Raw genomic sequence first — 23,693 nt, forward strand, 5'->3', positions numbered from 1 at the left:
TTTGGACCGATGTTCAGCGCTGTCGCCTTGAATAGAATCGCCAGTCGCTTCGCCGGATCGAAGCCGCCGCCTCGAAGAATGTTGCCTCGCCTGCACGGGTTCCGCCGCGCTGGCGCGTAAGCAGCGATGCACAGGATCTGGAATCTCGTCCTTGTCTGAGAGACCCTCAATAGACATTTTGCGCCACCTTTTCCTGCAAGCAGGAAAACGGAAGACCCATGCCTCGTCCCGCTTGCGAGAGAAGGATCAAAGCCACCTTTGCGTTTCGACCTTCGTATGCGTTTGGATCGGCGCCGCTGGCCTGATCCCTGCACCATGCGGATAATCGCCTGCACAAAGCCGCGCAGCGGCCGGATCGGACCCCGTGGCTGCCACGGCGCGGAACCGGCCCGACACTGATGACACGGATCGGGCGGGGGAAACTGGCTTGAGTCATCGCAGGATCAAGGCGTGATCGCGCCGGGAGTCACCGGGGAGTTTTCGCCCGCGCGCTACCTGCCGCGCATGGTGCTGCAGCGGCTGCGTGACGGCCGCCCGGCTCGACCGGCGATGGCGTGCTTCGACGGCGCGGTGTTGTTCACCGATATCGTCGGCTTCAGCCGGCTCACCGAAAATTTCGCCGCGGCAGGCCCTGAGGGCGCCGAAAGATTGTCGTTGGTGCTCGACACCTATTTCGGCCGCATGACCGACATCGTGTGCCGCTGGGGCGGCGACGTCACCGATTTCGTCGGCGATTCGATCGTCGCCGTGTGGCTGTCGGGCGATGACCCGGCCATGGCCACTGGCCAGGCAGCCGCCTGTGCGCTCGAACTGCAGCGCACCCTGGACGAGGTCATCGCGCAGACCGCGCTGCCCTTGCGTCAACGGCTGGCGGTGGGTGCGGGCGAGCTGCGCCTGTTCGTTCTGTGCAACGACGAGCGCAGTCACTGGCTGCTGGCGGGCGATGCGCTGAACCAGGCCAGCGATGCCAACTATCGTGCCGATCCCGGTGAGGTGCTGCTGTGCCCGTCGGCGTACGCGCGGGTGCTCGAGGCTGCAGTGGGCGAGATCAGACCCGGTGGCGAGTTCCACCTGACCGATATCGCACGTGCGCCTTTGCCGGCACCGGTCGGTCCGCTGCCGTCGACTGCCGCCGAGCCTGTGCTGGCGTTCGTGCCGCGGCCGTTGCTGGAGCATGCGCAGGCGGGACGCTGGCCGTGGCTGGGCGAGTTCCGCAACGTCACCGTGCTGTTTCTGGGACTGACCGAGCTCGACGTTGCCCATCCTGGCGCGCTCGAATGTTTGAGCCACACCGACGCGGCGCTGCACCGCGTGCTACGACGCCACGGTGGCACCCACCTGCATTTTTCCGCGGACGAGAAAGGGGTGGTGTCGGTGTCGGCATTCGGCCTGCCGCAGGCGGCGCACGAGAACGATGCCGAGCGCGCGCTGGGTGCGGCCATCGAGCTGATCGAGGGGCTGCGCGAACATGGCATCGAGGGCTCCATCGGCGTCACCACCGGGCGTGCCTTCTACGGCGACAGTGGCGGCTCCAACCGGCGCCGCCTCGGCCTGGTCGGCACGCCGATCAACCTGGCGGCGCGACTGATGAGCGCTGCCCACGGCCGTGTGCTGTGCGATGCCGAAGTGCGGCGCAATGCACCGCGCTACACCTGCTCGGTGCTGCCACCGATGACGCTCAAGGGCATCGAAGTGCCGGTGCCGGTGTTCGAGCCGCGGGCACGCGCGGACCGGCAGATGCTGCGCTTCGAGCGCGGCCTGGTCGGACGTGCGCCGGAGCGCGCACGCATCGCCGACGACCTGCATCGGCTGCAACTTGGCCAGGGCGGGATGCTGGCCGTCACCGGCGAGGCCGGCATCGGCAAGTCGCGTCTGCTGGCAGAGGCGGTGCGGCTGGCGCATGCGCAAGGGGCGGAAGTGCTGACCGCCGCGGGCTCGGCGATGGAGCCGGCCACGCCGTACTTTCCGTGGCGGCGCGTTCTGGAGCAGTTGTTGCCGGGCCAGCCGGCGCAGCGGATCGCCTTTCTGCGCCAGCAGCTGCGCGACGACGAACGACGCGAGCCGTGGCTGCCTTTGCTGGAAGCCATCGTGCCGCTGGGCCTGCCGCCCACCGAAGTGACGCGGCATATGGACAGCGCCGGCAGCGCGCTGGCGATCCAGGAGCTGGTTTGCGAGCTGCTCGCACGTCGCGCCGCGGGGCGGCCGATGCTGCTGGTGCTCGACGATCTGCACTGGATCGACGCGGCGTCATGCGCGCTGCTGCAGGTGGTCCACGACAAGCTGCCGCAGCTGCTGATCATGGTCGGCGCGCGGCCCGCGGAACACGCCGTGGTGCCGCAGGTGGGGCAGATGCTGCAGAGCCTGCGCGCGACGCTGAGACTGGACACGCTCGATCGCGACGCCATCCACGATCTGGCCTGCCTGACGCTTGAGGTGCGCCAGGTGCCGCCCGAGCTGGTGAATTTCCTGTGGACGCGCGCTGGCGGCCATCCCTTCTACATCGAGGAACTGCTCATCGCCCTGCGCGGCGCGCGCATGCTCGCGGTCGACAATGGCGAGTGTCGCCTGTCCGATCGCTTCGGCGACGAGGCATTGGCGACCATGCCCTCGACCCTGCACGGCCTGATCGTGAGCCGCGTCGACCGACTCAGCTCCACCCAGCAGTGGACGCTCAAGCTGGCCAGTGTGATCGGACGCGAGTTCGCGCTGGCCGCGCTGGGCGATCTGCAGGCCGAGCCCGCGCAGGGCGAATCGCTGCAAGCGGTGCTGGCAACCCTGCTGCAGGACGACCTGCTGCGGCTGGCGACGACGGCGGCGGCGCCGATGTACGAATTCAAGCACGCCATCCTGCGGGACGTGCTCTACGACCTGCTGCCGTTCTCGCACCGTCGCGAGCTGCATGGCCGCGTCGCCGCCTGGATCGAGCATTCCGGCGACGATCTGCGCATGCGCCATGCCGAGCTGGCGCTGCACTGGGAGCACGCCGGCCATCCGCAGCGCGCGCTGCATCATCTGGAGCGGGCGGGGGTGCAGGCGGTGGCGCGCTACGCCAATCGCGACGCCATCGCGCACCTGCACCGCGCGCAGGCGCTGGCCGAAGCACACCGCCTGGCGGTGGACGAAGCACAACATGCATTGTGGGAAGGCCTGCTCGGCGACGCCCATCACGAGCTGTTCGAATACGCCAGCGCGGCGCGGCATTTCAATCGCAGCCTGTTGCGGCTGGGCCGGCCGACACCCGACAGCAAGGCGCGGCTGGCGGGCGCGCTGCTGCGCGAACTGGGCCACCAGACCCTGCTGCGCATGAAGCCTCAGAACGGTGCGGCCGAGAACGATACCGCCGGCGCCCAGCGCGCTTCGCATATCCACGAACGTCTGGCGGAGATCGCGTATTTCGACAATCGCCCGATGTGGTTGCTCTATCACACGCTGTCGTCGCTGAATCTCGCGGAGCGCTGCGGCGCCGTGCGCGAAACCGTGGACGGCTTCGCCGCCCTGTCCATCGGGTATCTGGTGGCCGGCCTGCGGCGCCTGTCGCAGTTCTACAACCGACGTTCGCTGGAACTGGCGCAACAGCGGGGCACGCCGGCGGACCGCGCCTATGCGCACCTGGTGGACATGGTGTACTGCGCCACCATCGGGCAATGGGAGGCGCTGGAATCCTCTGCCGCCATCGCATTGCCGATTTACCGTCAGCTCGGCGCGCCGGTGCGCTGGCACCAGACCCAATCCCTGCGCTACCACGCCGATGTCCTGCGCGGTCGCTTCGCGCGCGGTCGCTACGTGCTCGACGAAGTCCGCGCCGACCTGTCTCGCGACACGCCGGCGCAGGTGCGTTCGTGGATTCTGTGCAGCGACATGAACATCACGCTGGCCTGCGACGAACCGCGTGCGGAATCGATCGAAGCCCTGGCCGAAGTGCTGACGCCGGAGTTGCATCGCGCCGACCGTGTCCGCAGCCAGGGCCTGATGGCGCAAGCCTGGCTGCGCCTGGGCGAACCGCAACGTGCGCTGACGCTCGTCGATGCGGCGCTGGCGACCCTGGCCGACGATGTGCCCACCGCCTGGCACGTCACCGACGGTCTGGCCGCGCTGGCCGAAACCTGCATCGACCTGATCGCGCTGCAGCCCGATGTTGCGGACCTGCGACCCCGCATGGACGCCGCCTGCGCCGCTCTGACGCGTTACGTTTCCAAGTCGCCGGTGGCGGCGCCCCGGGCCGCGCTGGTCGCCGCCAGGCGTCACCTGCTGGACGGCAAGACCGCGGCGGCGCGCAAGCGCCTGCGTCAGGCGCTGAGTTCAGCCCAAGGGTTCGAGATGCCTTACAGCGAGGCGCAGGCGTTGAATCAGCTGGCCTCGCTGGAGCCTGATTCGCAGGTGCGGGCGTCCTTGCTCGAACGCGCTGCCGAACGCATGGTTGCGACCGGTGCCATGCGCCCGGCCGGGCCTTCGCGGCCGCCGCCGCCGTCATCCGAACTGGCGCTGGCCGCAGGCCGGCGCACGCTGGGGCCCTGATCCCGAATACCCATCCCCGTACCGACAAGTCCACGCCATGTCCAAGCTGCCGCCCTACATCTCCGATCTCGGCCACGGCCAGATCAGCTACGCGGTGCCGTTGGCGATCCGCGAGGTCACCAGCTACGCCTTCGTGCTCAAGTGCGAGACCGCGCGGGTGCAGACGCTGCTGGACAGCCAGCTCAACGCCATCGCCGGCAGCCCGGTGCGCTACGAGGCGCTGCCGTTCCTGTTTCACTGTTACCTGCAGGCCAAACACTGCACCTCCACCGCCGAGGTCATCGGCTGGCTGCCGGATCGCGAGTCGGCGTTCCTGGTGCCGGTGCTCGAACACCGCGCGGGACATCTGCTGCCGCGGATCAAGCTCTGGGTGCCGTATCTGTTGATCGACCAGATGGCCGGCATGGTCACCGGGCGCGAGGTCTGGGGTTATCGCAAGTCGCTGGGCGCCATCCAGGTGCCGGACGATCCACAGCAGCCGACCGCGTTTGCGGCGCAGACCACGGTGTTCAAGACCTTCTCGGCGCAGACCGAAGGCCTGTGGCAGACGTTGGTGCAGGTACGCCAGACCTCCGCCGCAGCGGCGCAGGCGCAGGACTGGAAGGATCACGGCGAGGCGATCGGCGCGGTGATCGAACGCCTGGCCGGCGAGGTCGGCGGCGAGGTGCTGGCGCTGCTGGCCAAACTGCTGGAGCCTCTGCTCAAGCTGCCGACCATCCCCATCGTCAATCTCAAGCAGTTCCGCGACGTGCAAGACAGCACCCGCGCCTGTTACCAGGCGCTGGTGGAAAGCCCCTGTCGCATGGACCTGTGGCGGCACGGCGGCTGGCTGGGCGGAGACTTCGAGCTGGACATCACCACCTGCGCCAGCCACCAGGTGGTGCAGGACCTGGGCCTGGCCGCCGCGGCGGGCGCGGATACCACCACGGTGAAACCGCTGTTCGGCCTGTATGCGCAGTTCGATTTCAGCACGCTGCCGGGCAGCGTGATCTGGCAGAAGGTCTGAGCGCGCGCCACTACTGCGTCACACTGTTGCCGTCCGCGTCTTGCGGACACAACGAGTCATCTCGATGCAGGCATTCCTCGCCCGGATCATCGCCGGCCTGATCCTGGTTTGTTCAACGGGGCTGGTCGGCGCCGAGATCGACGCGCCGACCGAGCGCGCTGCGGTCGCACCGGCCTGGGAACTGCGCACGCCGGAAGGGCAGACCGTGCGTTTTCCGCAGGACGCTGCCGGCCAGCCCGCGGTGCTGCTGTTCTGGCCTTCGTGGTGTCCCTACAGCCGCGCGCTGCAGCCCTACGTGCAGGACATCTGGGAGGATTATCGCGAGCGCGGCGTCAAGCTCTGGACCATCAACATCCTCGAACGCGGCGATCCGCTGCAGGCGATGCAGGAACGCGGCCTGAGCTTTCCGCTGCTGCTGGAAGGCGATGCGCTGCGCAACACCTACGGCATCACGCGCACGCCCTGGCTGGTGGTGATCGACGCCGGGCAGCGCATCGTCTACACGCGTCCGCCCAATCCGCCCTCGCCCATCGACGTCGCCAAGGCGGTTCGCCAGACCCTCAACGATCTGCTCGGCGACCGGGCGGTGCCGTTGCCGGCCTCGTATCCGCCGCCTTACGACCTGCACCTGAAAAAGCAGAGCGATCTGCTTGATCGCCCCACTCCGGCGCCAGTGGATCAGGCGCAATGGCAGCCCTGGGTGGAACGCTACCTGGACGGCATCGGCGCCCACGAAGCGGTGGACGGCATTGCGCCCGTTGGTGCAATTGAAGGCGGCAAGGCCGCGATGGCCCATGCGCGCGAACTGTGGGCGCAGCAATACGGCGCCGACGCGGTGCGCGCGCAGGCGCCGTATCGCGCCTATCGACGAAACCGCCACTGGATCGTCATGGGCGGCGGGCTGGCGCGCGAACTCGGCCAAGGCATGATCGCGGTGTTCGACGCCGACAGCGGGCGGGTGCTGCGGCTGTCGGCGGGTGAGTCGGAGCCGTAACCATTCAGGCTCCGGATGCTGGCTCCGTGCAGCGAGAGCCGCGCACCGCCTGCCGATGCAAACCTGCGGTCAACGATAGGTCTGCCAGTTTTTCCAGTGCTTCCTGGCGTGCGCAAGTTCCGCAGCAGTGAACTTCTCGGGCTTGCGAATCTTGAGCTTGATGTTCAACGGCACCTTGTTCGGGCCATTCGGAAGCAGGGCTCGATTGTCGTCATAGATCAGCGGCCAGTACTCGAAGGTCTGGTAGCGCTCGTTGGAAACGTTCGACAGCATGATGCCGGCCTTGTTGACCGGGTAGTCCGCCTGGTAGTCGTTGGCAGGGGTTGCGGGCGGGGCGGGTGCCGGCGTCGGGGTCGGCAAGGGCGCGTTGCCCCAGCTCAGAATTCCGGTGTTCATCGGCGCTTGCGGCACGCCGGCGTGTTCCAGCCGCAGTCGATTCAGGATTCGAGCGTCCGCCGAATCCGGCGCGGGAGCCGCCTTGGGCGCCAGCGGCCAGTAGTAGTAGGTCCGCGTCACCAGACCGGCCCAGATCAACTGGTCGTAAAGCGCCTTGGGCGTGGTAACCAGGCCTTTGCGCGGTGCCCAGGCACCCTCGGTTCCCGCGCTGATCGCTGCCGCCGCCTGATCGCTGCAGACGCCCCTTCTCGCATAGAGCTGGCTGTCCTGTATCGATTTCATCAGGTAGGCCCCCAGCGGGCGCAGGCCCACCGCGCCGCTGAGTTCCTGCACCAGGGCGGGACGGGACGGGTTGATCTCCAGCACGTACTTGCGTGTGTCGAAGATCTTCCATGAATCGCCAAACAGATCGTCCATGCTGCCCGGCGCCGCCGGCTCGAACGAGTAGACCTTGGCGCCGAACGCGATCGCGCTGTGTCCGGGCCCACGGCCGCTGGCATTGGTCAGCATGTAGATTGCCGCAATCTTGCTCATGAGTGTCCTTGGTGGCGGAGGCGGGGCCGCGGACCGTCGCGATTCCGGGCGGGCCGAGGTTGGTGACGGTCGTCGTTTGCACCAGTGGAACGCTACCAGCGGCCATCCGGCACGCGCTTCACATGAATTGGGGAGTGCGGCCATGCATCCGTGAAATGCCGCACGGTCGCGCCGACTCATGCCGCGACGCCAGTGATTTCCCCCGGCGAACGCGGAATCCGATGCGACGAGCTACTCCCCGCGTATCCCCAACGCCGCCCGCAGTCCGGACTCGAACGCAGCCTCGGCGCAGCCGCCGTTGATCGACGTCACGGTCCAGTCACCGGCCAGGTACAGGTTGGCAAAGCCGCTGTCGGCCGGGTCCAGGCGATACGACAGGCTGCCCGGCAGGCTCAGCACGTAGCGCTCCGACCATTGCACATTGGCCCGGAAATAGGCCGAGACCACCAGCGAGTGATCCAGGCCACCGTTGGCGTCGACCGCCTGCGGCCACATCGGGCCGAGATGCTGCGCCAGCCAGGTCCGCGACAGGTCTTCGGCAAGCCGGTTCTGGCTGGGCAGATAAGTCGGCGCGTCGGTGCCGGGCGGCGGCGCGCGATCGGCCTCGAAGCTGCCGCAGAAATAGGCGCAGGACTGCGGCGCGCCCGGTGCGGGCCAGTTCTCGGCCGGCAGCACCTGGTCCATCGACGCCCAGGATTGCAGCGCGGAGACGTAGCAGGTGGCCACGGTCTGGCCGTGGGTCCAGCCCAGCTGTTCGAGGGTGGGGCGCAGCCACAGCTGGCACGACACCGTGGGCACCGAGGCGGCGTGATCGAGCATGGCGGCCCAGCCGGCGTGGGTGCGCAGGTCCGCGGTCAGCGGCGCGGCCGCATCGGGCGGAATCGCCAGCACCACGCCGTCGAAGTGCTCACCCAGCTTCAGGCAGCGCTCGGCTACCCGCGTCGGGGTCCAGGGGTCTTCGAAATCGGTGCCGGCGTCGCGCAGCGCGGCGCCATCTTCCAGTTGCTCCCAGCGGGGCTGGTCCGGCCAGCACGGCCATGACCGGCCGTCGGCGAAACGCACATCGCGCAGAGGCTGGTAAGGGCCACGCAGCACGCGCGCCTGTTGTGCCAGCTCGATGCGCTCGATCTGCTGACGGTCGGACGACAGGCGCAGCGCTTCGACCCGTGAGAAGAATTCGAACCGCACGCCACGCGCTTCGAGCACGCGGTACAGCGGCGTGAAGATGGCATCGCCCATGCCGGCACGCATCTTCCACAGCGGTGCATCGCGATACCCCAGGCTCATGCGCAGCAGCAGGTGCAGCATCGCGCCCGCGGCAGCGCGGCCCTGCGCCGGATCGTTCGACGCGCCGCCGGGATACGCGAACGCCAGGTCGTACAGGCACAGGATGACCGGCGACTGCGCAGCCTCGGCACTGGCGCCGTGTTCGACCAGCCAGTCCTTGAAGTCGCGATCGTCGATGCGCGACCAGCCGTTTGCGCCGTGCGGCAGCACCTCGCGCAGCAACCCGATGCTGCCGGCCAGGGCCAGGTCGATCACCAGCCACAGCTTGTAGCCCAGCGACGACATCGCCACGCGCAGATGCGGCGCGATCCATTTGACGAACAGCGCCTGCGCGCCTTCCAGCAGCAGCACCAGGGCATCGCGCGCACCGGCCTCGGCCGCATCGGCGAGGCGCTCGACGGCGGCGCTCAGGGCCTCGCGCAGGCGCATCAAGGTCTCGCCGAGCGGACCTTGCGAGATGTGTTGCTCGGCTTGCACCAAGGTATGCCGCAGCAGGTGATCGAGCACGCCGGCCAGGGCCTTGTGCTGGAACTCCGCATCGGCCCGCAGCGGCAGCGGGCCGTCGCCCGGCGTGCCGGGCAGTTGCGGAAACTGCAGGTTCCAGGGCTGCCAGGGTCCCGGCACATCGTCCTGCGGCGGGCGCAGCCACAGCGTCACCTGGCGTTGCGGCTCGAAGGCGTCGGTCCAGCTACGGAAGGCCTGGTCCGGTCCCGGCGCCAGCTCGGCGTAGCAGTCGCGCAAGGTGCGGAACACCACCTCGTAGAAGCCCATCATCATGTGCAGGCCGTGTTCGACAATGCGCTCGTGCTGGTCGGCGTCGCGGCCGCTGGCGCCCTTGCCGCCCAGCCGCCAGCCCTGGCAGTAGACGGTGACCTGGTGTCGCGCGCGCAACGCCGGCGTGGCGGTGAGCCACCACGCTGCCGACAGCGCGCCGCAACCGCCGCCGAGGATGGCCACTCGCCGCACAGGATTCGCTTCGCTCATAGCGGTCTTCAAGCCTTCAGGAAATGTTCGCCGACGATGCCTTGCGGCTGGCCGCACAGCGCACGGCTGGCCGCCATGCCCGACATCACCGCGGCCTCCACGCAGCCGGCATTGATGGCGGTGCGGCCCCAGTCGCCGGCCAGCACCAGGTTGTCGAAGCCGCTGGCATCGCTCGCCAGGCGCCGCAGATTGGCGCCGGCCGGCGACAGCACGTAACGCTCGCTGGGATCGATGTTGGCGCGCAGGTACTGGCTGTCCAGGCGCGTTTCGCCGCGGGCGCCGCCGTCGCCGTAGAGCAGGCTCCAGTCGAAGCCGCCGCCGTCGTGTTCCGACTGCGATGCCGGCCACAGCCAGCGTGTGTAGCGGTCGAGCCAGTCGCGGGTCTCCGCGCGGACCTGGGCGGCGGCGCGCGCAGGCACGGTCGGATCGTCGGGCGCATCGCGCAGATAGTCGCCGCGCAAGGGGCCGCAGAAATAGTGCAGGCCGCGCGGCGCGTTGTGCTGCGGCCAGTTTTCCTGTGCCAGCAGATGGCTCATGTCGGCCCAGACGTCGAAGGGCTCCGGCGCCGCGACCATCGCCGGCAGCGGCAGGCGCCAGCCCAGGCCCTGGAGGTCTTCGGTGAGCCACAGCTGCATTGCCTGAGTCTGCATGCTGGGCAGCTCGGCCAGCAGTTGCCGCCACTCGGGACGGGCCGCGGCCAGCTCGGCGCAGATCGGCGCCAGCGCGCCCAGCGAGATGCCGAGCACCACGCGATCTTCGGATTCAAGCTGCAGCGACCACGTCTCAGGCTCCGGCCACTGTGCCCAGTGCGATTCCAGATTGATGTCGCCGTCGCGCAGCGCGTCGCCCTCCAGCAACTGGTCGTACAGGGGATGTTCCGGCCACACCGGCTGGGCGATGCCGGGCAGGTTCTGCAGCGGCTGGTAGCGGCCCTCGCGCACCGTGGCCTGACGACCGAAGTGGATGCGCGCGATGCGACGGCGATCCTCGCTCAGCTCCAGCGACTTCACCTTCTGGAAAAATTCGAACTGCACGCCGCGCGATTCGAGCACCTGGTATAGCGGTGCGATCACCACATCGCCCATGCCCGCGCACATCTCGTAGAGCACGTGGCCGCGATAGCACAGGCCGATGCGCAGCGCACAGCCGAGCGCGGCGCCAGCGGCGAAGTTGGGCTTGTCGATGTCGCCGTCTTCGAAGGCGAAACAGCAGTCGTACAGCGCGCGCAGCGGTGCCGAGCGCAGGGAGAAGTCGCGGGCGCCGTGGCGGTTGAGCCATTGCTGGAACTCGAGATCGTCGATGGCCGACAGTCCGCGCTTGATCAGATCGTCGGCGACGATGCCGATCAGCACCGTGCTGCCCAGCTCGACCACCTCGAGCGCGCGACGCAGGCGTGGCTCGTGGTCCATCAGGTGTTCCCAGCGGCTGCGCGCCCAGTCCCGCAGTTCGCGCATCCAGGTTTCGATCCAGGTGTCGTGCGGCGTCTCGTGCTTGAGGCCTTGCGCCAACTGCTGCAGCAGGTCGTGCGCCCGTTCCAGCGGCGATGCGGTCGCGGTGCCAGCTTGTGTCGCGGCGGTCTGCGGCGGAATCAGGTGGGTCTGCGGATGCTGGTGGGCGGGGAGCGCCGCCAGGTGTTCGCGCAAGTGCTCGCGCAGGAACGCGGCCAGTTCCCACAGCGTGCTCCAGACGCCGGGTTCGCTACGCGGCGTGCCGGGCTCGCCGTTGCGCTGCGGCATGGTCAGCGGCCAGACCGACCACTGTTGCTGGCGCTGTTCCATCATGCACAGGAAGTCCTGGCCGCGGAACGCGTGCTCGAAGCGGTACAGCGACGCCGGCGGCAGTAGCGGGTCGGCGTAGCACGCGCGCATCAGGGCGAAGGCGTTTTCGTAGAAGCCGAACCACACGTGCAGGCCGTGCTCTTCGATGCGCGCGCCGTGTTCTGCATTGCGGCTGCTGGCGCCCTTGCCGCCCAGGCGCCAGCCCATCTGGTAGACCACGACCTCGTAGCGTTCCTGCCAGTCGGGCGAAGCGGTCAGGTGCCAGGCGGCGGTCAGTGCACCCACCCCGCCCCCGAGAATGACCATGCGAGGTTTCTGCGTCATGTGGCCCCCAAGCCGAACGCGATGTCCTTGTTCGATGTGCCGGGCGCGGTGGCGCGGCACGCGACACGACCATAGCCGTGGCAACGGCAGGCGCACAATCGGACTGCGGGCGGCGATACGTGGCTTGCAACAATCCGGATTCCCGCCAAGCTTCGCGCGTCCCTGGGGAGACGCTGACATGCCTTACGCCACGATGCGCGACGGCGCACCGCTGCATTACTACGATCTGGGCCGCCGCCGCGCACCGCCGTGCGTGCTGCTGCACGGCTTTGCGATGACCGGCGCGGCCTGGCTGCCGTTTGTGGCGCCGCTGCTGGCGCGCTATCGCTTCATCCTGCCGGACCTGCGCGGCTTTGGTCGCTCGCATCGTCTGCGCCTGTCGCAGAACGTACTGCTGGACCAGCACGCCGACGACCTCGCTGATCTGCTGCAGGCCTTGGATCTTCACCGCGTTCATCTGGGCGGACTGTCGATGGGTGCGTGTACGTCCATGCAGTTTCATCGACGGCACGGCTTTGATCGCGTACGCGCCTACCTGCACATCGACCAGTCCCCCTGCGTGCTCAACGGGCCGGACTGGACCCACGGCCTGCTCGGCGCCGAGCAGGCGCAGGGTCTGCTCGACATGCTGGCCCTGGCCGACCAGTTGGAGCCGTATCGCGGCGAGCCCTATCGCGCTCTGCCCCGCGCCCTGCGAAGGCGGATGTGGGCGCATCTGGCCACGTTCTATCGACATGCCTTCCACCGCAAGCACTGGCAGCACCTCGCCGGCCTGGCGCAACACGAGTTGCTGATCCGGCGCATTGCTCGGGTGGATAACTGGTCGATCTACCTGGACTGCGTGCGCAGCTACGCACGCGACGGCTACGACTGGCGCGCCTCGCTGCCGGAGATGAAAGTGCCGGTGACTGCGCTGGTAGGCCTGCAATCCACCATGTATCCGGCTGCCGGGCAACTGGCGCTGCGCGAGCTGGTGCCGCACGCCAGGGTGCTGCCGATCGACAACTGCGGCCACGCCGTTCCGTTCGAGCAGCCGCGCCGCTTCGTGGCGGAACTAGGGCGTTTCCTTATGGCGGCCTGAGCCGGGTTCGGGGGAGTATTGGGGTCCCCCGATCCACGTCTGCCGCGCGGATCATCTGCTTGCAACAATGCACCGAGGAGAAACGCTACATGAAACTGCTGAGCTCGTTTGGACCCAACCCGCGCATGGTGCGCATGTTCATGCTGGAAAAGGGCATCGACATTCCCACCCAGGAAATGGACCTGCTGGGCGGCGAAAATCGCGCGGCCGACTTCAAGGCGAAGAACCCTGCCGGCCAGTCGCCGGCGCTGGAACTGGACAACGGCACCGTCATCGGCGAGACCGTGGCCATCTGCGAATACCTGGACGAGATCAACCCCGGCAATTCGCTGGTCGGCAACAACGCTGAAGAAAAGGCCATTTCGCGCATGTGGCAGCGTCGCGTGGAACTGAACATCACCGAGGCCACCTACAACGGCTTCCGCTTCGCCGAGGGCCTGGAACTGTTCAAGACCCGCGTGCACTGCGTGCCCGAAGCCGCACCGGGGCTCAAGGCCATCGCCAAGCACAATCTCAAGTGGCTGGACGGCCTGATCGGCGGCCGTGACTACATCTGCGGCAACCAGTTGCGTCTGGCCGACATCATCCTGTACTGCTGCCTGGACTTCGCCAACGGCGTCGGCCAGCCGCGCGACACCTCGCTGACCAATCTGGACGCCTGGTTCAAGCGCGTCGAAGCCCGTCCCAGCGCCAAGGGCAGTCTGCACCCGGCCTGGGAGCAGGTCGGCATGCGCGGCTGATCCGCGTCTGAAAGCTCGCGGGTTCAAGAGCCCTCCTCCGTTCCCGGAGGAGGGTTTTTTATTGGGCGCGCCAGGCCGCCGGTACGACACGAACACGGCGCGGCCGGGCAAACTGGACGCTTTGGCGCTATCCACCTGTCCATGATTCCCAATCCGCGGCATCTCTCCGACGTCGAGGCCTGCGCCGATCTGCTGATCGAGCGCTACGGTCCGGACCTGCGCGTGGCGCTGCCGCTGGGTCTGGGCAAGCCGGTGGCGCTGGTCAACGCGCTATACGCCCGCGTGCGCTCGGATTCGCGTCTGCGCCTGACCCTGCTGACGGCGCTGACCCTGGAAAAGCCGGTGCCGGGCTCGGCGCTGGAAGCGGCCTTCTTGCAGCCCTTTCTCGACCGTGTGTTCGAAGGCGTGCAGGACCTGGATTACGCGCGTGACGTCACGGCCGGCCAGTTGCCCGCCAACGTGCGCGTCGTGGAATTCTTCTTTCGTCCCGGGAGCCGCCTGTCCAACGCCGCCGCCCAGCGTGATTACATCTGCACCAACTACACCTTCGCTGCGCGCGACGTGTTTGCCCAAGGCTGCAACGTGGTGCTGCAGTCCATCGCCGCCTGCGAGGGCGCGCAGGGCACCCGTTACAGCCTCAGCTGCAATCCCGATACCGCACCGGAACTGATCGCCCTCCTGCGCGCCGCCGAAGCGCGCCGCGAGCGCCGCGTGGCGGTGGTGGGGGTGATTGATCCCGCGTTGCCGTTCATGGTCAACGATGCGGAGGTGGGGGTCGAAACCTTCGACTTCATCCTGGATGACGCACGTACCCACGGCGCGTTGTTCTCCACGCCGCGCACGCCGGTGGCGTCGGCCGACCACGCCATCGGCCTGTACGCCTCCGCCTTGATCCCCGACGGCGGCACTCTGCAGATCGGCATCGGCAGTCTGGGCGATGCGGTCGCCCACGCGCTGGTGCTGCGCCAGCAGAACAACAGTGCCTATGTCGAGGCCCTGGATGCGCTGGGTGTCATGGACAACCATGCCAGGCTGATCGCCGACTTCGGCGCTACCGCGTCCTTCGAGCAGGGCCTGTACGGCGCCACCGAGATGTTCGTCGACGGCTTTCTGCAGTTGATGGGTGCCGGTGTGCTCAAGCGCGGCGTCTACGATTTCTGGGCCTTGCAGCAACTGGTCAATCAAGGCCTGTGCGATCCCGGCCAGCTCAGCCCGGAGGTGCTCGATCACCTTGACGAACACGGCGTGCGCGCGCTACGCGGACACGACTTCGCAGCACTGCAGAAGCACGGCCTGTTTCGCGACGACGTGCGTTACGACCAAGGCTACCTGCAATTTGCCGATGGCAGCCGGGTGATCGCCAACCTCGCCGAGCCGCGCACTCGGGCCGCCATCGCACGCAGCGGCATGGGGACGCAGTTGCGCAAGGGCACCGTGCTGCACGCAGGGTTTTTTCTTGGGCCGCGCGACTTCTACCAGGGTCTGCGCGAGATGGACCCGGAGCAGCGCGACCGCATCTGCATGACCGGCGTCAACAAGGTCAATCAGCTCGATCTCAACCCGCGTCTGTATCAGGCCCAGCGTGTGCACGCGCGCTTCATCAACAGCGGCATGATGGCCACCATCAACGGCGCGGTGGTGTCCGACGGATTGGCCGATGGCCGCGTGGTGTCGGGCGTGGGCGGCCAGTACAACTTTGTGGCGCAGGCGCATCAACTGGCCACCGGTCGCTCCATTCTGATGGTGCGCGCGGTGCGCAATCCGGAGGGCAAGGGCGAGCCCAGCAGCAACGTGGTCATGGATTACGCGCATTGCACCATTCCGCGGCATCTGCGCGACATCCTGATCACCGAATACGGCATCGCCGACCTGCGTGCGCAGACCGACAGCAGCATCGCCAAGCGCATGTTGAATGTCTGCGACTCGCGTTTTCAGCCCGCGCTGCTGCACCAACTGCAGGCCGCCGGTCGCATCGAAGCCGGCTACGTGATTCCCGAAGCGCATCGGCACAACACGCCGGATCGGCTGGAGCAGCGCCTGGCCGCGGCCCGCGTGCAGGGCCATCTGCCGACCTTCCCTTTTGGCAGCGACTTCACCGACCAGGAATGGCGCCTGGCGCAGGCTTTGCAGAAAGTGCGACGTCAGGCCGCGACCACGCCCAGATGGAAGCTGCTGCTCAGCGGCCTGCGTCCGCGTGCGGTCTCGACGGCAGTGGGCGCCGACCTGCAGCGGGTGCAACTGGATCGCGCCAGTGGCCTGGAGCAGCGCGTATCGCGCGCGCTGTTGATCGATGCCCTGCATGCGGTGGGGCGCGGCGAATAGCCCGCCGATGGCTGGTCAAATCCTCTTGCGGGCGTATAGTCGGGCCGTGATCGCAGGCTGACACCGACGTCCGCCAGGGGCGTCCAGAATCGAATAAGGAGACCGGTCCATGGCTGGCAATCGACGTATCGTTCTGGCTGAGCGTCCCCGCTATACCTTCCCCACGACCAATTGCTTCAAGCTGGGCAGCTCGGAGATTCCCGAGCCGGCCGAGGGCCAGGTCCTGATCCGCACTCAATGGCTGGGTATCGAGCCTTATCTGCTGGGCAAGGTCAAACGCGCCAGCGGGCAGGCGCCGGTGCAACTTGGCGATGCCATGGAAGGGCCTGCGGTCGGGGTGGTCGAGGCTTCGCGCAATCCGGAGCTGCAGGTCGGCGATCGGGTGACCGGCCTGTGGGCGTGGCAGGAACGCGCCCTGTCGGACAGCAATCACGTGCGCAAGCTGCCGGCCGAACTCAAACAGGCTTCGCATGCGCTGGGCGCGCTGGGCTACTCGGGATTCGGTGCGTACCTGGCCTTGACCCACCTGGGAGATGCTCAGCCCGGGCAGACCGTGGTGACCGGTGCGGCTTCGGGCGGCATGGGCCAGATGGTGGGCCAGATCGCGCGGATCAAGGGAGTCCGCGCGGTCGGTGTCGCCGGCAGCGCCGAAAAATGCCGGCTGGCGACCGAGAACTTCGGCTACGAGATGTGCCTGGACCGGCATCTGCGCAGCGCGCTGCCGGCGGAACTCAAGAAGGCCTGTCCGCAGGGCATCGACGTCTACATCGAAACCGTCGGCGGGCGCGTTTACGACGCGGCGCTGCCGTTGTTGAGGCTGCGCGCGCGCATGGTGGTGGCGGGGCTGATGACGATGTATACCGCCAACTCCCTGCCCGATGGCCCGGACCGTACCATGGTGTTGCTCAACGAGATCAATCTCAAGCGCCTGCAGGTGCTGGGCCTGGTGGTGTTCGATCACATGAAAGCGCGTTACTCGGATTTCAAGCGCGACATGCTGGGCTGGCTGGACAGCGGTGAGGTCAAGCCGCTGGAGCATGTCTTCGAGGGCCTGGAGAACGCACCGGCGGCGCTGCAGGCGATGTTCGAAGGCAAGAATCTGGGCAAGACGGTGGTCAAGGTGGCGGACTGAGGGCGCTGCGAAAAAGCGAGGACGCGGATCACGCGGATATCAGTCGGGTCGGCGAATCTGCGTCGATCAGCTTGCTACTGCGCGGCGGTGGTGGCAGTTCAGGTGCCCGGCACCACCAGATCAAAGCGCGCCGTCCAAATTGCATCATCACCGTCCCAGCGTTCGAACGCGGCCTCGACGCGCTTGCGTTCCGCCACGTCGAGGCGGCTGAACAGAAAATCCTTCTCGTTGGCCGCATGGCCGCGGATGTAGATCTGGGTGGCGAACGGCCGACCGGAAGCCGGAACCACCTGCGCGTGGATGTGCGGGGTGCGGCCTGGGTACGGCACCGGCTTGATGGTGCGGAACCGGTAGCGGCCCTGCACGTCGGTCAAGGTCTGGCCGAAACCCTGAAAGCCGCCATCAGGCGCGGCGCGACCGCGGTCGTCGGCATGGTGATAAAACCCTTGCGCATCGCACTGCCAGATTTCGACGCGCGTGTGCGCCAGTGGCTGACCCTGCATGTCGAGTACGCGGCCGCTCAGGTGCGAAACCTCGCCCAGCGCGGCGTTGGCGCGACCGTGGATGCGCACCAGATCGTTGTCATGATCCAGCGGTAGTTGCTGCGGGTAGAACGGCCCCACCGTTTGCCGCGGTGTAGGCGCCAGCGCAGCCCGGGCCGGCAGCACGCCCAGGGCCAGACTGCTGGCGGCTGCCTGGAGCAGGCCGCGACGACGATGGTTGATCAAGGGTCCCCCGATGCGGCCATGGCGGCTATGATCGCCGCCCTTTTACGACCGGACGGCCCCGATGTGGTTCAGAAATCTGTTGCCCTATCGACTGGAAGGAAGCTGGAATCTGGCGCCCGGCGCGCTGGAAGCCCGTCTGGCCGAACGTCCGCTGCTGGCCTGCACCGGGCTTGCGGCCGAAAGCCGTGGCTGGGTGTCGCCGCGCGACAACGCGCAGTTGGTCTACGGTCAGGAGCGGCAGATGCTGTTCGCGCTGGGCACCGAGACCAAGTTGCTGCCGGCCTCGGTGGTCAAGGATGCGGTCAAGGACAAGGCTGCGCAGATCGAAGCGCGGATGGGCTTCAAACCGGGCAAGAAGCAGTTGCGCGAACTGCGTGAGCAGATCGAAGCCGAACTGCTGCCGCGAGCGTTCGCACGTCGGCGCATGACGCGCGTATGGATCGATCCGGTCGCCGGCTGGCTGGTGGTGGATAGTTCCAGTCCCAAGCGCGGCGACGAGGTGCTGTCGCAGCTTCGGGACACGCTGGGCGAATGTCCGTTCTTCCCGCTCGACACCGTGCAGTCGCCGGTGGTGGCGATGACGCAGTGGCTGTCGGCCGGTCGCGCGCCGGGCGACTTCGCGCTCGATCAGGACTGCGTGATGAAGAGCGGCGGCGACGATCCGGCCGCGGTGCGCTTCGCCCGGCACGGTCTGGAGGGCGACGACGTGCGCCGCCACGTCAAGGACGGCAAGTCGGTGACGCAGCTGGGGCTGGTGTGGAAGGACCGCCTGCGTCTGGTGCTGGCGGAACCCGGCGTGGTGCGGCGGGTGCGGTTCGAGATGATCGAACAGGATCGCGCCGAGCATGACGGCCGTGGCAACGCCGATGAGAATTTCGACGCGGATTTCCGTCTGATGTGCGCCGAACTGGGCGAGCTGCTCGCCGCGCTGACGCAGGCGTTGGGAGGACCGGTGTCGCGCTAACGACGCTGTCGCGGTCGCGGCGGCGAGTTGTCCTGACGGCGACGGGGTTCGAGGACCATCCTGCGAACCCCGTCGCTCACCGACCGGGGAAACTCAGTCGTCCAGCGTGACCACGTCGATGCGGTACAGCGAGGTGGTGCCGCTGATCTCGTTGCCGACCGCGAGCAGGGGCACGCCCGGAATCGGGCTCTGGTCGGCCGGAATCACCACCAGACCTTCCGGACCCAGGTCACCGGCGGCGGCCGAGTCACCGTTTTCCGCCTCTGCCTCGATGTCAACACTGAAATCGCGGCGGTTGATGTACTGCACGAAGCGCGCGTTCTGCGGATTGGTGACGTCGTAGACCATGATGCCACCCATGCGCTCGAGCCCGACGAACGCGAACTGGCGCCCGCCGATTTCGGCGACGGTCACCGCTTCCGGCTCGGGGCCCTTGCTGTCGCTGCGCGAATCGCCGCTGTTCTCGGTGTTGTCATTGTTGAAGTTGTCGCCGTAGCGCATCGCGGTGATGCGCTCGAAATCGGCGCCGCTGTCGAACACCTGGGTGCCGTCGTCGGCCCAGATCGAGAACGATCGGCCGCCCAGCACGTAGAGCTGGTCGAAGTCGCCGTCCAGGTCCAGGTCGCCGAGGGTGTTGGTGGCATTGAGGCGGCCGATGGCGGCGTCGGTCTGCAGCTCGGCAGCATTCGGGAAGGCGTCCGGATCCAGGGTCAGATCCTCGATACGGGTTTCTTCGACGAACACTTCGGTCTCGTTGCCTTCGTCGTCTTCCACGATGTGCTCGCGCGCATCGCCCTCGTTGGCAGTGACGTAGTAGGTGCGGCCGTTGAACTGGTAGCTGGCCAACGAATCCGGCAGGTACATGCCCAGCACCGGCCAGTTGCGGATGTTCGGGCCGTCGCGGTCGCTGGCGTCGAGTTCATTGCCGAGGATGCGGTGGTCCTTGTAGCCCAGCGGCAGAATCTCGGTCACCTGGTTGGTGTTGAGGTTGATGCGCGCAAACGCATTGTTTTCCTGCAGGGTGGCAAAGGCTTCCTGGCCGTCCGGCGATACCGCGATGTACTCGGGCTCGAAATCCTGCGCGACAGTGGCATTGGGCCCGTAGATGCGCACGCCGGCCTGACGCAGGGCGGCGGCCTGGCTGTTGAAGGCGGTGAAGCCGGCGGTGACTGCGGTGGGATTGGTGCCGCCGTTGACGGTGATGATGCTGATCGTGCCCGGCGGATCGACGCTGTAATCGTCGTTGGGCTCGCCCTCGTTGGCCACCAGCACACGCAGGCCGTCGGGGGTGAAGGTGACCATGTCGGGCAGCGCGCCGGCCTGCGCCTCGCCGAGCTTGTTGAGATTGGTGGCGCTGTAGAACACCACCGAGCCGGGATCGGTCTTGGGGTCGGCCTGAATCGCCACCGCGACGATGCCGTTGGCTACCGCCACACTGTTGGCGCTGTCGCCTTCGGCGGAAGCGTCGATGGTGTCGATCAGGGTCGGCGCCGCAGGATTGCTGATGTCCAGCACGTCAACGCTGGCCGCCGCCGCATTGATCACGAACAGGCGCTGGCGCGGGGCGTCGTAGGCCACGATTTCGGCGGCGCCGTCGTCGAAGACGTTGGCTTCGTAGGCGCCCAGGAAACTCAGGTCCAGCAACACGTCACCGGCGCCGGCCGGACCGCCGGGGCCCGCGGGACCGCCGGGTCCGCTCGGTCCCCCCGGGCCGGCAGGACCGGCGGGTCCCGCCGCGCCGTCAGCGCCATCGACGCCGTCACGGCCATCGTCGCCGTTGCAGCCCGCCATGAAAACCGTGGTTAAAGCCAGCGCCAGCGCGCCGAGTGTCTTGCGATGCATCCCCGTGTCTCCCTATCGGTTCGATTCAATGCGAATCGCAAACCGTAGGACGCCGCTGTGACGCTCACGTGACGTGACGATGACGACGCGATGACGCGCCCGCCCGCCGCAACCGGTTCAACTCAGATAGGTGTAACCGGTGAGTCCCGCTTCCAGCTCCGCCAGCAGGCCGGCGCGTTGATCGGCGCGAATGTCGGCGGCAGCGAGCTTGCGCCGGTAGGCCTCGGCCAGCGATTCGGGTGCCAGATGCACGTAGCGAAGCAGCTCATCGGTACGATCGCCGTACTCGGGTTCGTGCAAGCGCCAGCCGGCGGGTGCGCTCGCATCCAACACCACGTTGACTGCATTGGTGTCGCCAAAAAGATTGTGCATATCGCCGAGGATTTCCTGATAGGCACCCACCATGAAAAAGCCGAGCAGATAGGGCTCGTCGGCACGTAGCGCGTGCAGCGCCAGGGTCGGCGTCAGGCCTTCGCGATCGACATAGGCGTCGAGCCGGCCGTCGGAGTCGCAGGTGAGATCGCACAGGCGCGTGCGCTGATCGGGGCGTTCGTTCAAGCGATGGATCGGCACGATGGGAAACACCTGGTCGATGGCCCAGGCATCGGGCACCGACTGGAACACCGAAAAGTTGCAGAAGTACTTCGCCGACAATTTTTCGCGCAGTTCGTCCAGCGCCTCGCGATGCGCGCGAATATCCGCGTCCAGCAGCGGAATCACCGCGCGCGCGGCCGCGTAGTGCGCCTGCTCGGCCCAGGCCCGCTCGGTCAGCGACAGCTTGCCTTCGGCGTAGTGCGCGTGCGCCTCGCCCAGCAAGGTGCGGGCCTCGAAAAGGCTCTCCAGCGGGCCACGCTCGGCCACTTCAGCCAGCAGCGAGCGCAGCTCCTGCAGCACCGCCGGCGCGTCCGGCGGCAATTCGCCCGGCGGGGTTGCGCCGATGATCTCGTGGTCCACCACATTGGCGATCAGCACTGCGTGATGCGCGGTGAGGGCGCGGCCGGACTCGCTGATGAGATTGGGCTCAGGCTGGCCGGATTCGGAACAGACCTCCTGCACCGTGCGCACGATGCTGCGTGCGTATTCGCGCACAGAGTAGTTCATGGAGCAGTAGCTGCGCGAGCGGGTGCCCTCGTAGTCCACCCCCAGGCCACCGCCGACGTCGAGCACGTCCACCGGCGCGCCGAGCCGACGCAACTCGACGTAGAAGCGCGCGGCCTCGCGCATGCCGCGCGCCACGTCCTGCACATTGGCGACCTGCGAACCAAGGTGAAAATGCACCATGCGCACGGCGTCGATATGACCCGCGTCGCGCATCATGTCCAGCGCTTCCAGAATCTGCGGCGTGGCCAGGCCGAACTTGGATTTCTCGCCGCCGGTGTTCTGCTGCGAGGAATCCGACTGGCTGGCCAGACGCACGCGCAGGCCGATCAGCGGGGCCACGCCGAGCGTGCGCGATTCGGCGATCACCAGCGGCAGTTCAGAGAGCTTCTCCACCACGATGTACACGCGGTGCCCGAGCAGCGAGCCGATCAGGGCACGGCGGATGTAGGCGCGGTCCTTGTAACCGTTGCACACGATCACGCTGCCCGGCAGCGCCAGGCCCAGCACCGCTGCCAGCTCCGGCTTGGAGCCGGCTTCGATGCCCACCCGCTCGCCGCCGTGGCTGAGAATGGCGTCCACCACCGCGCCCTGCTGGTTGACCTTGATCGGATACACGCCCGTGTAACGCCCGGCGTAGCCATATTCCGCAATGATGTCCGCGAAGGCCCCGGCCAGCGCATCGACCCGATCACGCAGGATGTCGGTGAAGCGCAACAGCACCGGCAGGTCCAGGCCCTCGCGCGGCAATTGCTGCGCCAGTGCGTGCAGGTCGACGACCACCGGCGAGCGATCCCGGAACGGGCGCACCGTGACGGTACCTTCGGCGGATACGTCGAAATAGCCCTCGCCCCAGTTGGGCATGTTGTAGAGATTGCGCGCCTGCGCAGGAGTCCAGGAATTCACGAGGGCGTCACCGAAGGTTGGGAGGCGAGACGTATACTCGCCGGCCAATTTTAGGACGGCGGCATTCGCGATGCCGCCGTCCTAAAATCAATGACGATGGTAGGGGGTTGACGATGACACTGGATCAGAGCTGGTTTTCCGAGGCCGTCGAGGCCACCGGCACCGCGTTCTCGCTCAAGGGCCACAAGCTGCATGAGGAGCGGACGCCGTACCAGAAGATCGAGATCTGGCAGACCGAGACCTTCGGGTACCTGATGACCATCGACGGCTGCACCATGGTCTCCACCCGCGACAATTTTCTCTATCACGAGATGATGTCGCACGTGGTGCTCAACTCGCATCCAAATCCGCAGAACGTGGTGATCGTCGGCGGCGGCGACTGCGGCACCCTCTCCGAAGTGCTCAAACACCCCGAGGTCAAAGCGGCCACCCAGGTCGAGATCGACGAACGGGTGACGCGTCTGGCCGAGCAGTATTTCCCCGAGCTGTGCACCCGCAATGCCGACCCGCGCGCGACCCTGTTCTTCGGCGACGGCATCCAGTGGATGAAGGACGCCGAGCCGGGCTCCATCGACGTGATCATCATCGACTCCACCGACCCGGTGGGGCCGGCCGAGGGCCTGTTCGGCAAGCGTTTCTACCTGGATTGCATCAAGGCCCTGAAGCCGGACGGCCTGCTGGTGCAGCAGTCCGAGTCACCGCTGCTGCACCTGGACCTGATCCGGGACATGCACGCCGCGATGCGCGAGGCCGGGTTTGCACGCACGCATCTGTTCCACTTTCCGCAGGTGATCTATCCGTCCGGCTGGTGGTCGGGGTCGATTGCCAGCAAGATTGCTGTGCCGCTGGCCGAGCGGCTGGATGACCTGGCCATCCAGGCGATGGACACCCGGTTCTACAACGGCGGCACCCACCGGGCAGCGTTTGCACTGCCGGGCTATGTGCTGAGTGCACTACCGGGCTCGGACCAGTCCAGGCAGCCTGCCGACCAGGGAGCAGCCTGCCGAACGGGATGATGTGCGGCGCTGGGCCGCGAATCGCGAGGTGGCGAATGCGACGCTA

At 67.3% G+C, this 23,693-nt stretch carries 15 protein-coding genes; 9 read left to right on the top strand and 6 right to left on the bottom strand.

Annotation, left to right across the window (positions count from 1 at the left end; genetic code table 11):
* Positions 1-450: 450 nt before the first annotated feature.
* The 3 genes from ACOOHP_RS15115 to ACOOHP_RS15125 all read left to right on the top strand — a co-directional run bounded on the left by ACOOHP_RS15115 (position 451) and on the right by ACOOHP_RS15125 (position 6,515).
* Positions 451-4,515 (top strand): AAA family ATPase, encoded by a 4,065-nt coding sequence (locus tag ACOOHP_RS15115; protein ID WP_420467313.1) that lies wholly within the window; start codon positions 451-453, stop codon positions 4,513-4,515.
* 37 nt (positions 4,516-4,552) lie between these two features.
* On the top strand, positions 4,553-5,521 hold the full coding sequence (locus ACOOHP_RS15120; protein ID WP_420467314.1) for a hypothetical protein: 969 nt from the start codon (positions 4,553-4,555) through the stop codon (positions 5,519-5,521).
* 64 nt (positions 5,522-5,585) lie between these two features.
* Complete coding sequence (locus tag ACOOHP_RS15125) at positions 5,586-6,515, top strand: NTF2 fold immunity protein (RefSeq protein WP_420467315.1); 930 nt, start codon at positions 5,586-5,588, stop codon at positions 6,513-6,515.
* A 69-nt stretch (positions 6,516-6,584) separates the two neighbouring features.
* Here the strand turns inward: ACOOHP_RS15125 and ACOOHP_RS15130 are convergent, their stop codons facing one another.
* The 3 genes from ACOOHP_RS15130 to ACOOHP_RS15140 all read right to left on the bottom strand — a co-directional run bounded on the left by ACOOHP_RS15130 (position 6,585) and on the right by ACOOHP_RS15140 (position 11,818).
* On the bottom strand, positions 6,585-7,445 hold the full coding sequence (locus tag ACOOHP_RS15130) for a hypothetical protein (RefSeq protein WP_420467316.1): 861 nt from the start codon (positions 7,443-7,445) through the stop codon (positions 6,585-6,587).
* 231 nt (positions 7,446-7,676) lie between these two features.
* On the bottom strand, positions 7,677-9,716 hold the full coding sequence (locus tag ACOOHP_RS15135) for an FAD-dependent oxidoreductase (protein ID WP_420467317.1): 2,040 nt from the start codon (positions 9,714-9,716) through the stop codon (positions 7,677-7,679).
* Positions 9,717-9,724: 8 nt separating this feature from the next.
* Positions 9,725-11,818, bottom strand: a complete 2,094-nt coding sequence (locus ACOOHP_RS15140; RefSeq protein WP_420467318.1) for an NAD(P)-binding protein — start codon at positions 11,816-11,818, stop codon at positions 9,725-9,727.
* A 178-nt stretch (positions 11,819-11,996) separates the two neighbouring features.
* Between ACOOHP_RS15140 and ACOOHP_RS15145 the strand changes: the two genes are divergently transcribed.
* The 4 genes from ACOOHP_RS15145 (at position 11,997) to ACOOHP_RS15160 (ending at position 17,093) form a co-directional block, all read left to right on the top strand.
* Positions 11,997-12,899, top strand: a complete 903-nt coding sequence (locus ACOOHP_RS15145) for an alpha/beta fold hydrolase (protein ID WP_420467319.1) — start codon at positions 11,997-11,999, stop codon at positions 12,897-12,899.
* An 89-nt stretch (positions 12,900-12,988) separates the two neighbouring features.
* Positions 12,989-13,639 carry a glutathione S-transferase family protein gene (locus tag ACOOHP_RS15150; RefSeq protein ID WP_420467320.1) on the top strand — a complete coding sequence of 217 codons (651 nt, stop codon included), beginning with the start codon at positions 12,989-12,991 and terminating at the stop codon, positions 13,637-13,639.
* Positions 13,640-13,780: 141 nt separating this feature from the next.
* Positions 13,781-15,961, top strand: a complete 2,181-nt coding sequence (locus ACOOHP_RS15155) for an acetyl-CoA hydrolase/transferase C-terminal domain-containing protein (protein WP_420467321.1) — start codon at positions 13,781-13,783, stop codon at positions 15,959-15,961.
* A 109-nt stretch (positions 15,962-16,070) separates the two neighbouring features.
* The gene (locus ACOOHP_RS15160) at positions 16,071-17,093 is read left to right on the top strand and encodes an NADP-dependent oxidoreductase (RefSeq protein ID WP_420467322.1); all 1,023 of its coding nucleotides are present in this window, start codon (positions 16,071-16,073) and stop codon (positions 17,091-17,093) included.
* Between the two features lie 98 nt (positions 17,094-17,191).
* Here the strand turns inward: ACOOHP_RS15160 and ACOOHP_RS15165 are convergent, their stop codons facing one another.
* Positions 17,192-17,821: an intradiol ring-cleavage dioxygenase gene (locus tag ACOOHP_RS15165; RefSeq protein ID WP_420467323.1), complete on the bottom strand. Its 630-nt coding sequence runs from the start codon at positions 17,819-17,821 to the stop codon at positions 17,192-17,194.
* A 61-nt stretch (positions 17,822-17,882) separates the two neighbouring features.
* Here ACOOHP_RS15165 and ACOOHP_RS15170 point away from each other — a divergent pair, with 61 nt between their 5' ends.
* Entirely contained in the window at positions 17,883-18,785 is a 903-nt protein-coding gene (locus ACOOHP_RS15170; RefSeq protein ID WP_420467324.1) for a recombination-associated protein RdgC, read from the top strand.
* A gap of 93 nt (positions 18,786-18,878) precedes the next feature.
* Here ACOOHP_RS15170 and ACOOHP_RS15175 read toward each other — a convergent pair whose 3' ends face one another.
* Positions 18,879-20,627, bottom strand: a complete 1,749-nt coding sequence (locus ACOOHP_RS15175; RefSeq protein WP_420467325.1) for a choice-of-anchor I family protein — start codon at positions 20,625-20,627, stop codon at positions 18,879-18,881.
* 117 nt (positions 20,628-20,744) lie between these two features.
* Positions 20,745-22,631: a biosynthetic arginine decarboxylase gene (speA, locus tag ACOOHP_RS15180; protein WP_420467326.1), complete on the bottom strand. Its 1,887-nt coding sequence runs from the start codon at positions 22,629-22,631 to the stop codon at positions 20,745-20,747.
* Positions 22,632-22,744: 113 nt separating this feature from the next.
* On the opposite strand from speA, the gene speE reads away from it, so the two are divergent.
* Positions 22,745-23,647, top strand: a complete 903-nt coding sequence (gene speE, locus ACOOHP_RS15185; protein WP_420467327.1) for a polyamine aminopropyltransferase — start codon at positions 22,745-22,747, stop codon at positions 23,645-23,647.
* Positions 23,648-23,693: the final 46 nt, after the last annotated feature.

Source organism: Panacagrimonas sp., assembly GCF_965216805.1.
GTDB lineage: Bacteria > Pseudomonadota > Gammaproteobacteria > Nevskiales > Nevskiaceae > Panacagrimonas.

Excerpts from the sequence above, each read along its gene's own strand:
- ACOOHP_RS15145 (WP_420467319.1), top strand. The coding sequence starts at position 11,997 with ATGCCTTACGCCACGATGCGCGACGGCGCACCGCTGCATTACTACGAT.
- ACOOHP_RS15130 (WP_420467316.1), bottom strand. The coding sequence starts at position 7,445 with ATGAGCAAGATTGCGGCAATCTACATGCTGACCAATGCCAGCGGCCGT.
- ACOOHP_RS15160 (WP_420467322.1), top strand. The coding sequence starts at position 16,071 with ATGGCTGGCAATCGACGTATCGTTCTGGCTGAGCGTCCCCGCTATACC.
- ACOOHP_RS15140 (WP_420467318.1), bottom strand. The coding sequence starts at position 11,818 with ATGACGCAGAAACCTCGCATGGTCATTCTCGGGGGCGGGGTGGGTGCA.
- ACOOHP_RS15170 (WP_420467324.1), top strand. The coding sequence starts at position 17,883 with ATGTGGTTCAGAAATCTGTTGCCCTATCGACTGGAAGGAAGCTGGAAT.
- ACOOHP_RS15125 (WP_420467315.1), top strand. The coding sequence starts at position 5,586 with ATGCAGGCATTCCTCGCCCGGATCATCGCCGGCCTGATCCTGGTTTGT.
- ACOOHP_RS15175 (WP_420467325.1), bottom strand. The coding sequence starts at position 20,627 with ATGCATCGCAAGACACTCGGCGCGCTGGCGCTGGCTTTAACCACGGTT.
- ACOOHP_RS15120 (WP_420467314.1), top strand. The coding sequence starts at position 4,553 with ATGTCCAAGCTGCCGCCCTACATCTCCGATCTCGGCCACGGCCAGATC.
- ACOOHP_RS15150 (WP_420467320.1), top strand. The coding sequence starts at position 12,989 with ATGAAACTGCTGAGCTCGTTTGGACCCAACCCGCGCATGGTGCGCATG.
- speE (WP_420467327.1), top strand. The coding sequence starts at position 22,745 with ATGACACTGGATCAGAGCTGGTTTTCCGAGGCCGTCGAGGCCACCGGC.
- ACOOHP_RS15155 (WP_420467321.1), top strand. The coding sequence starts at position 13,781 with ATGATTCCCAATCCGCGGCATCTCTCCGACGTCGAGGCCTGCGCCGAT.
- ACOOHP_RS15135 (WP_420467317.1), bottom strand. The coding sequence starts at position 9,716 with ATGAGCGAAGCGAATCCTGTGCGGCGAGTGGCCATCCTCGGCGGCGGT.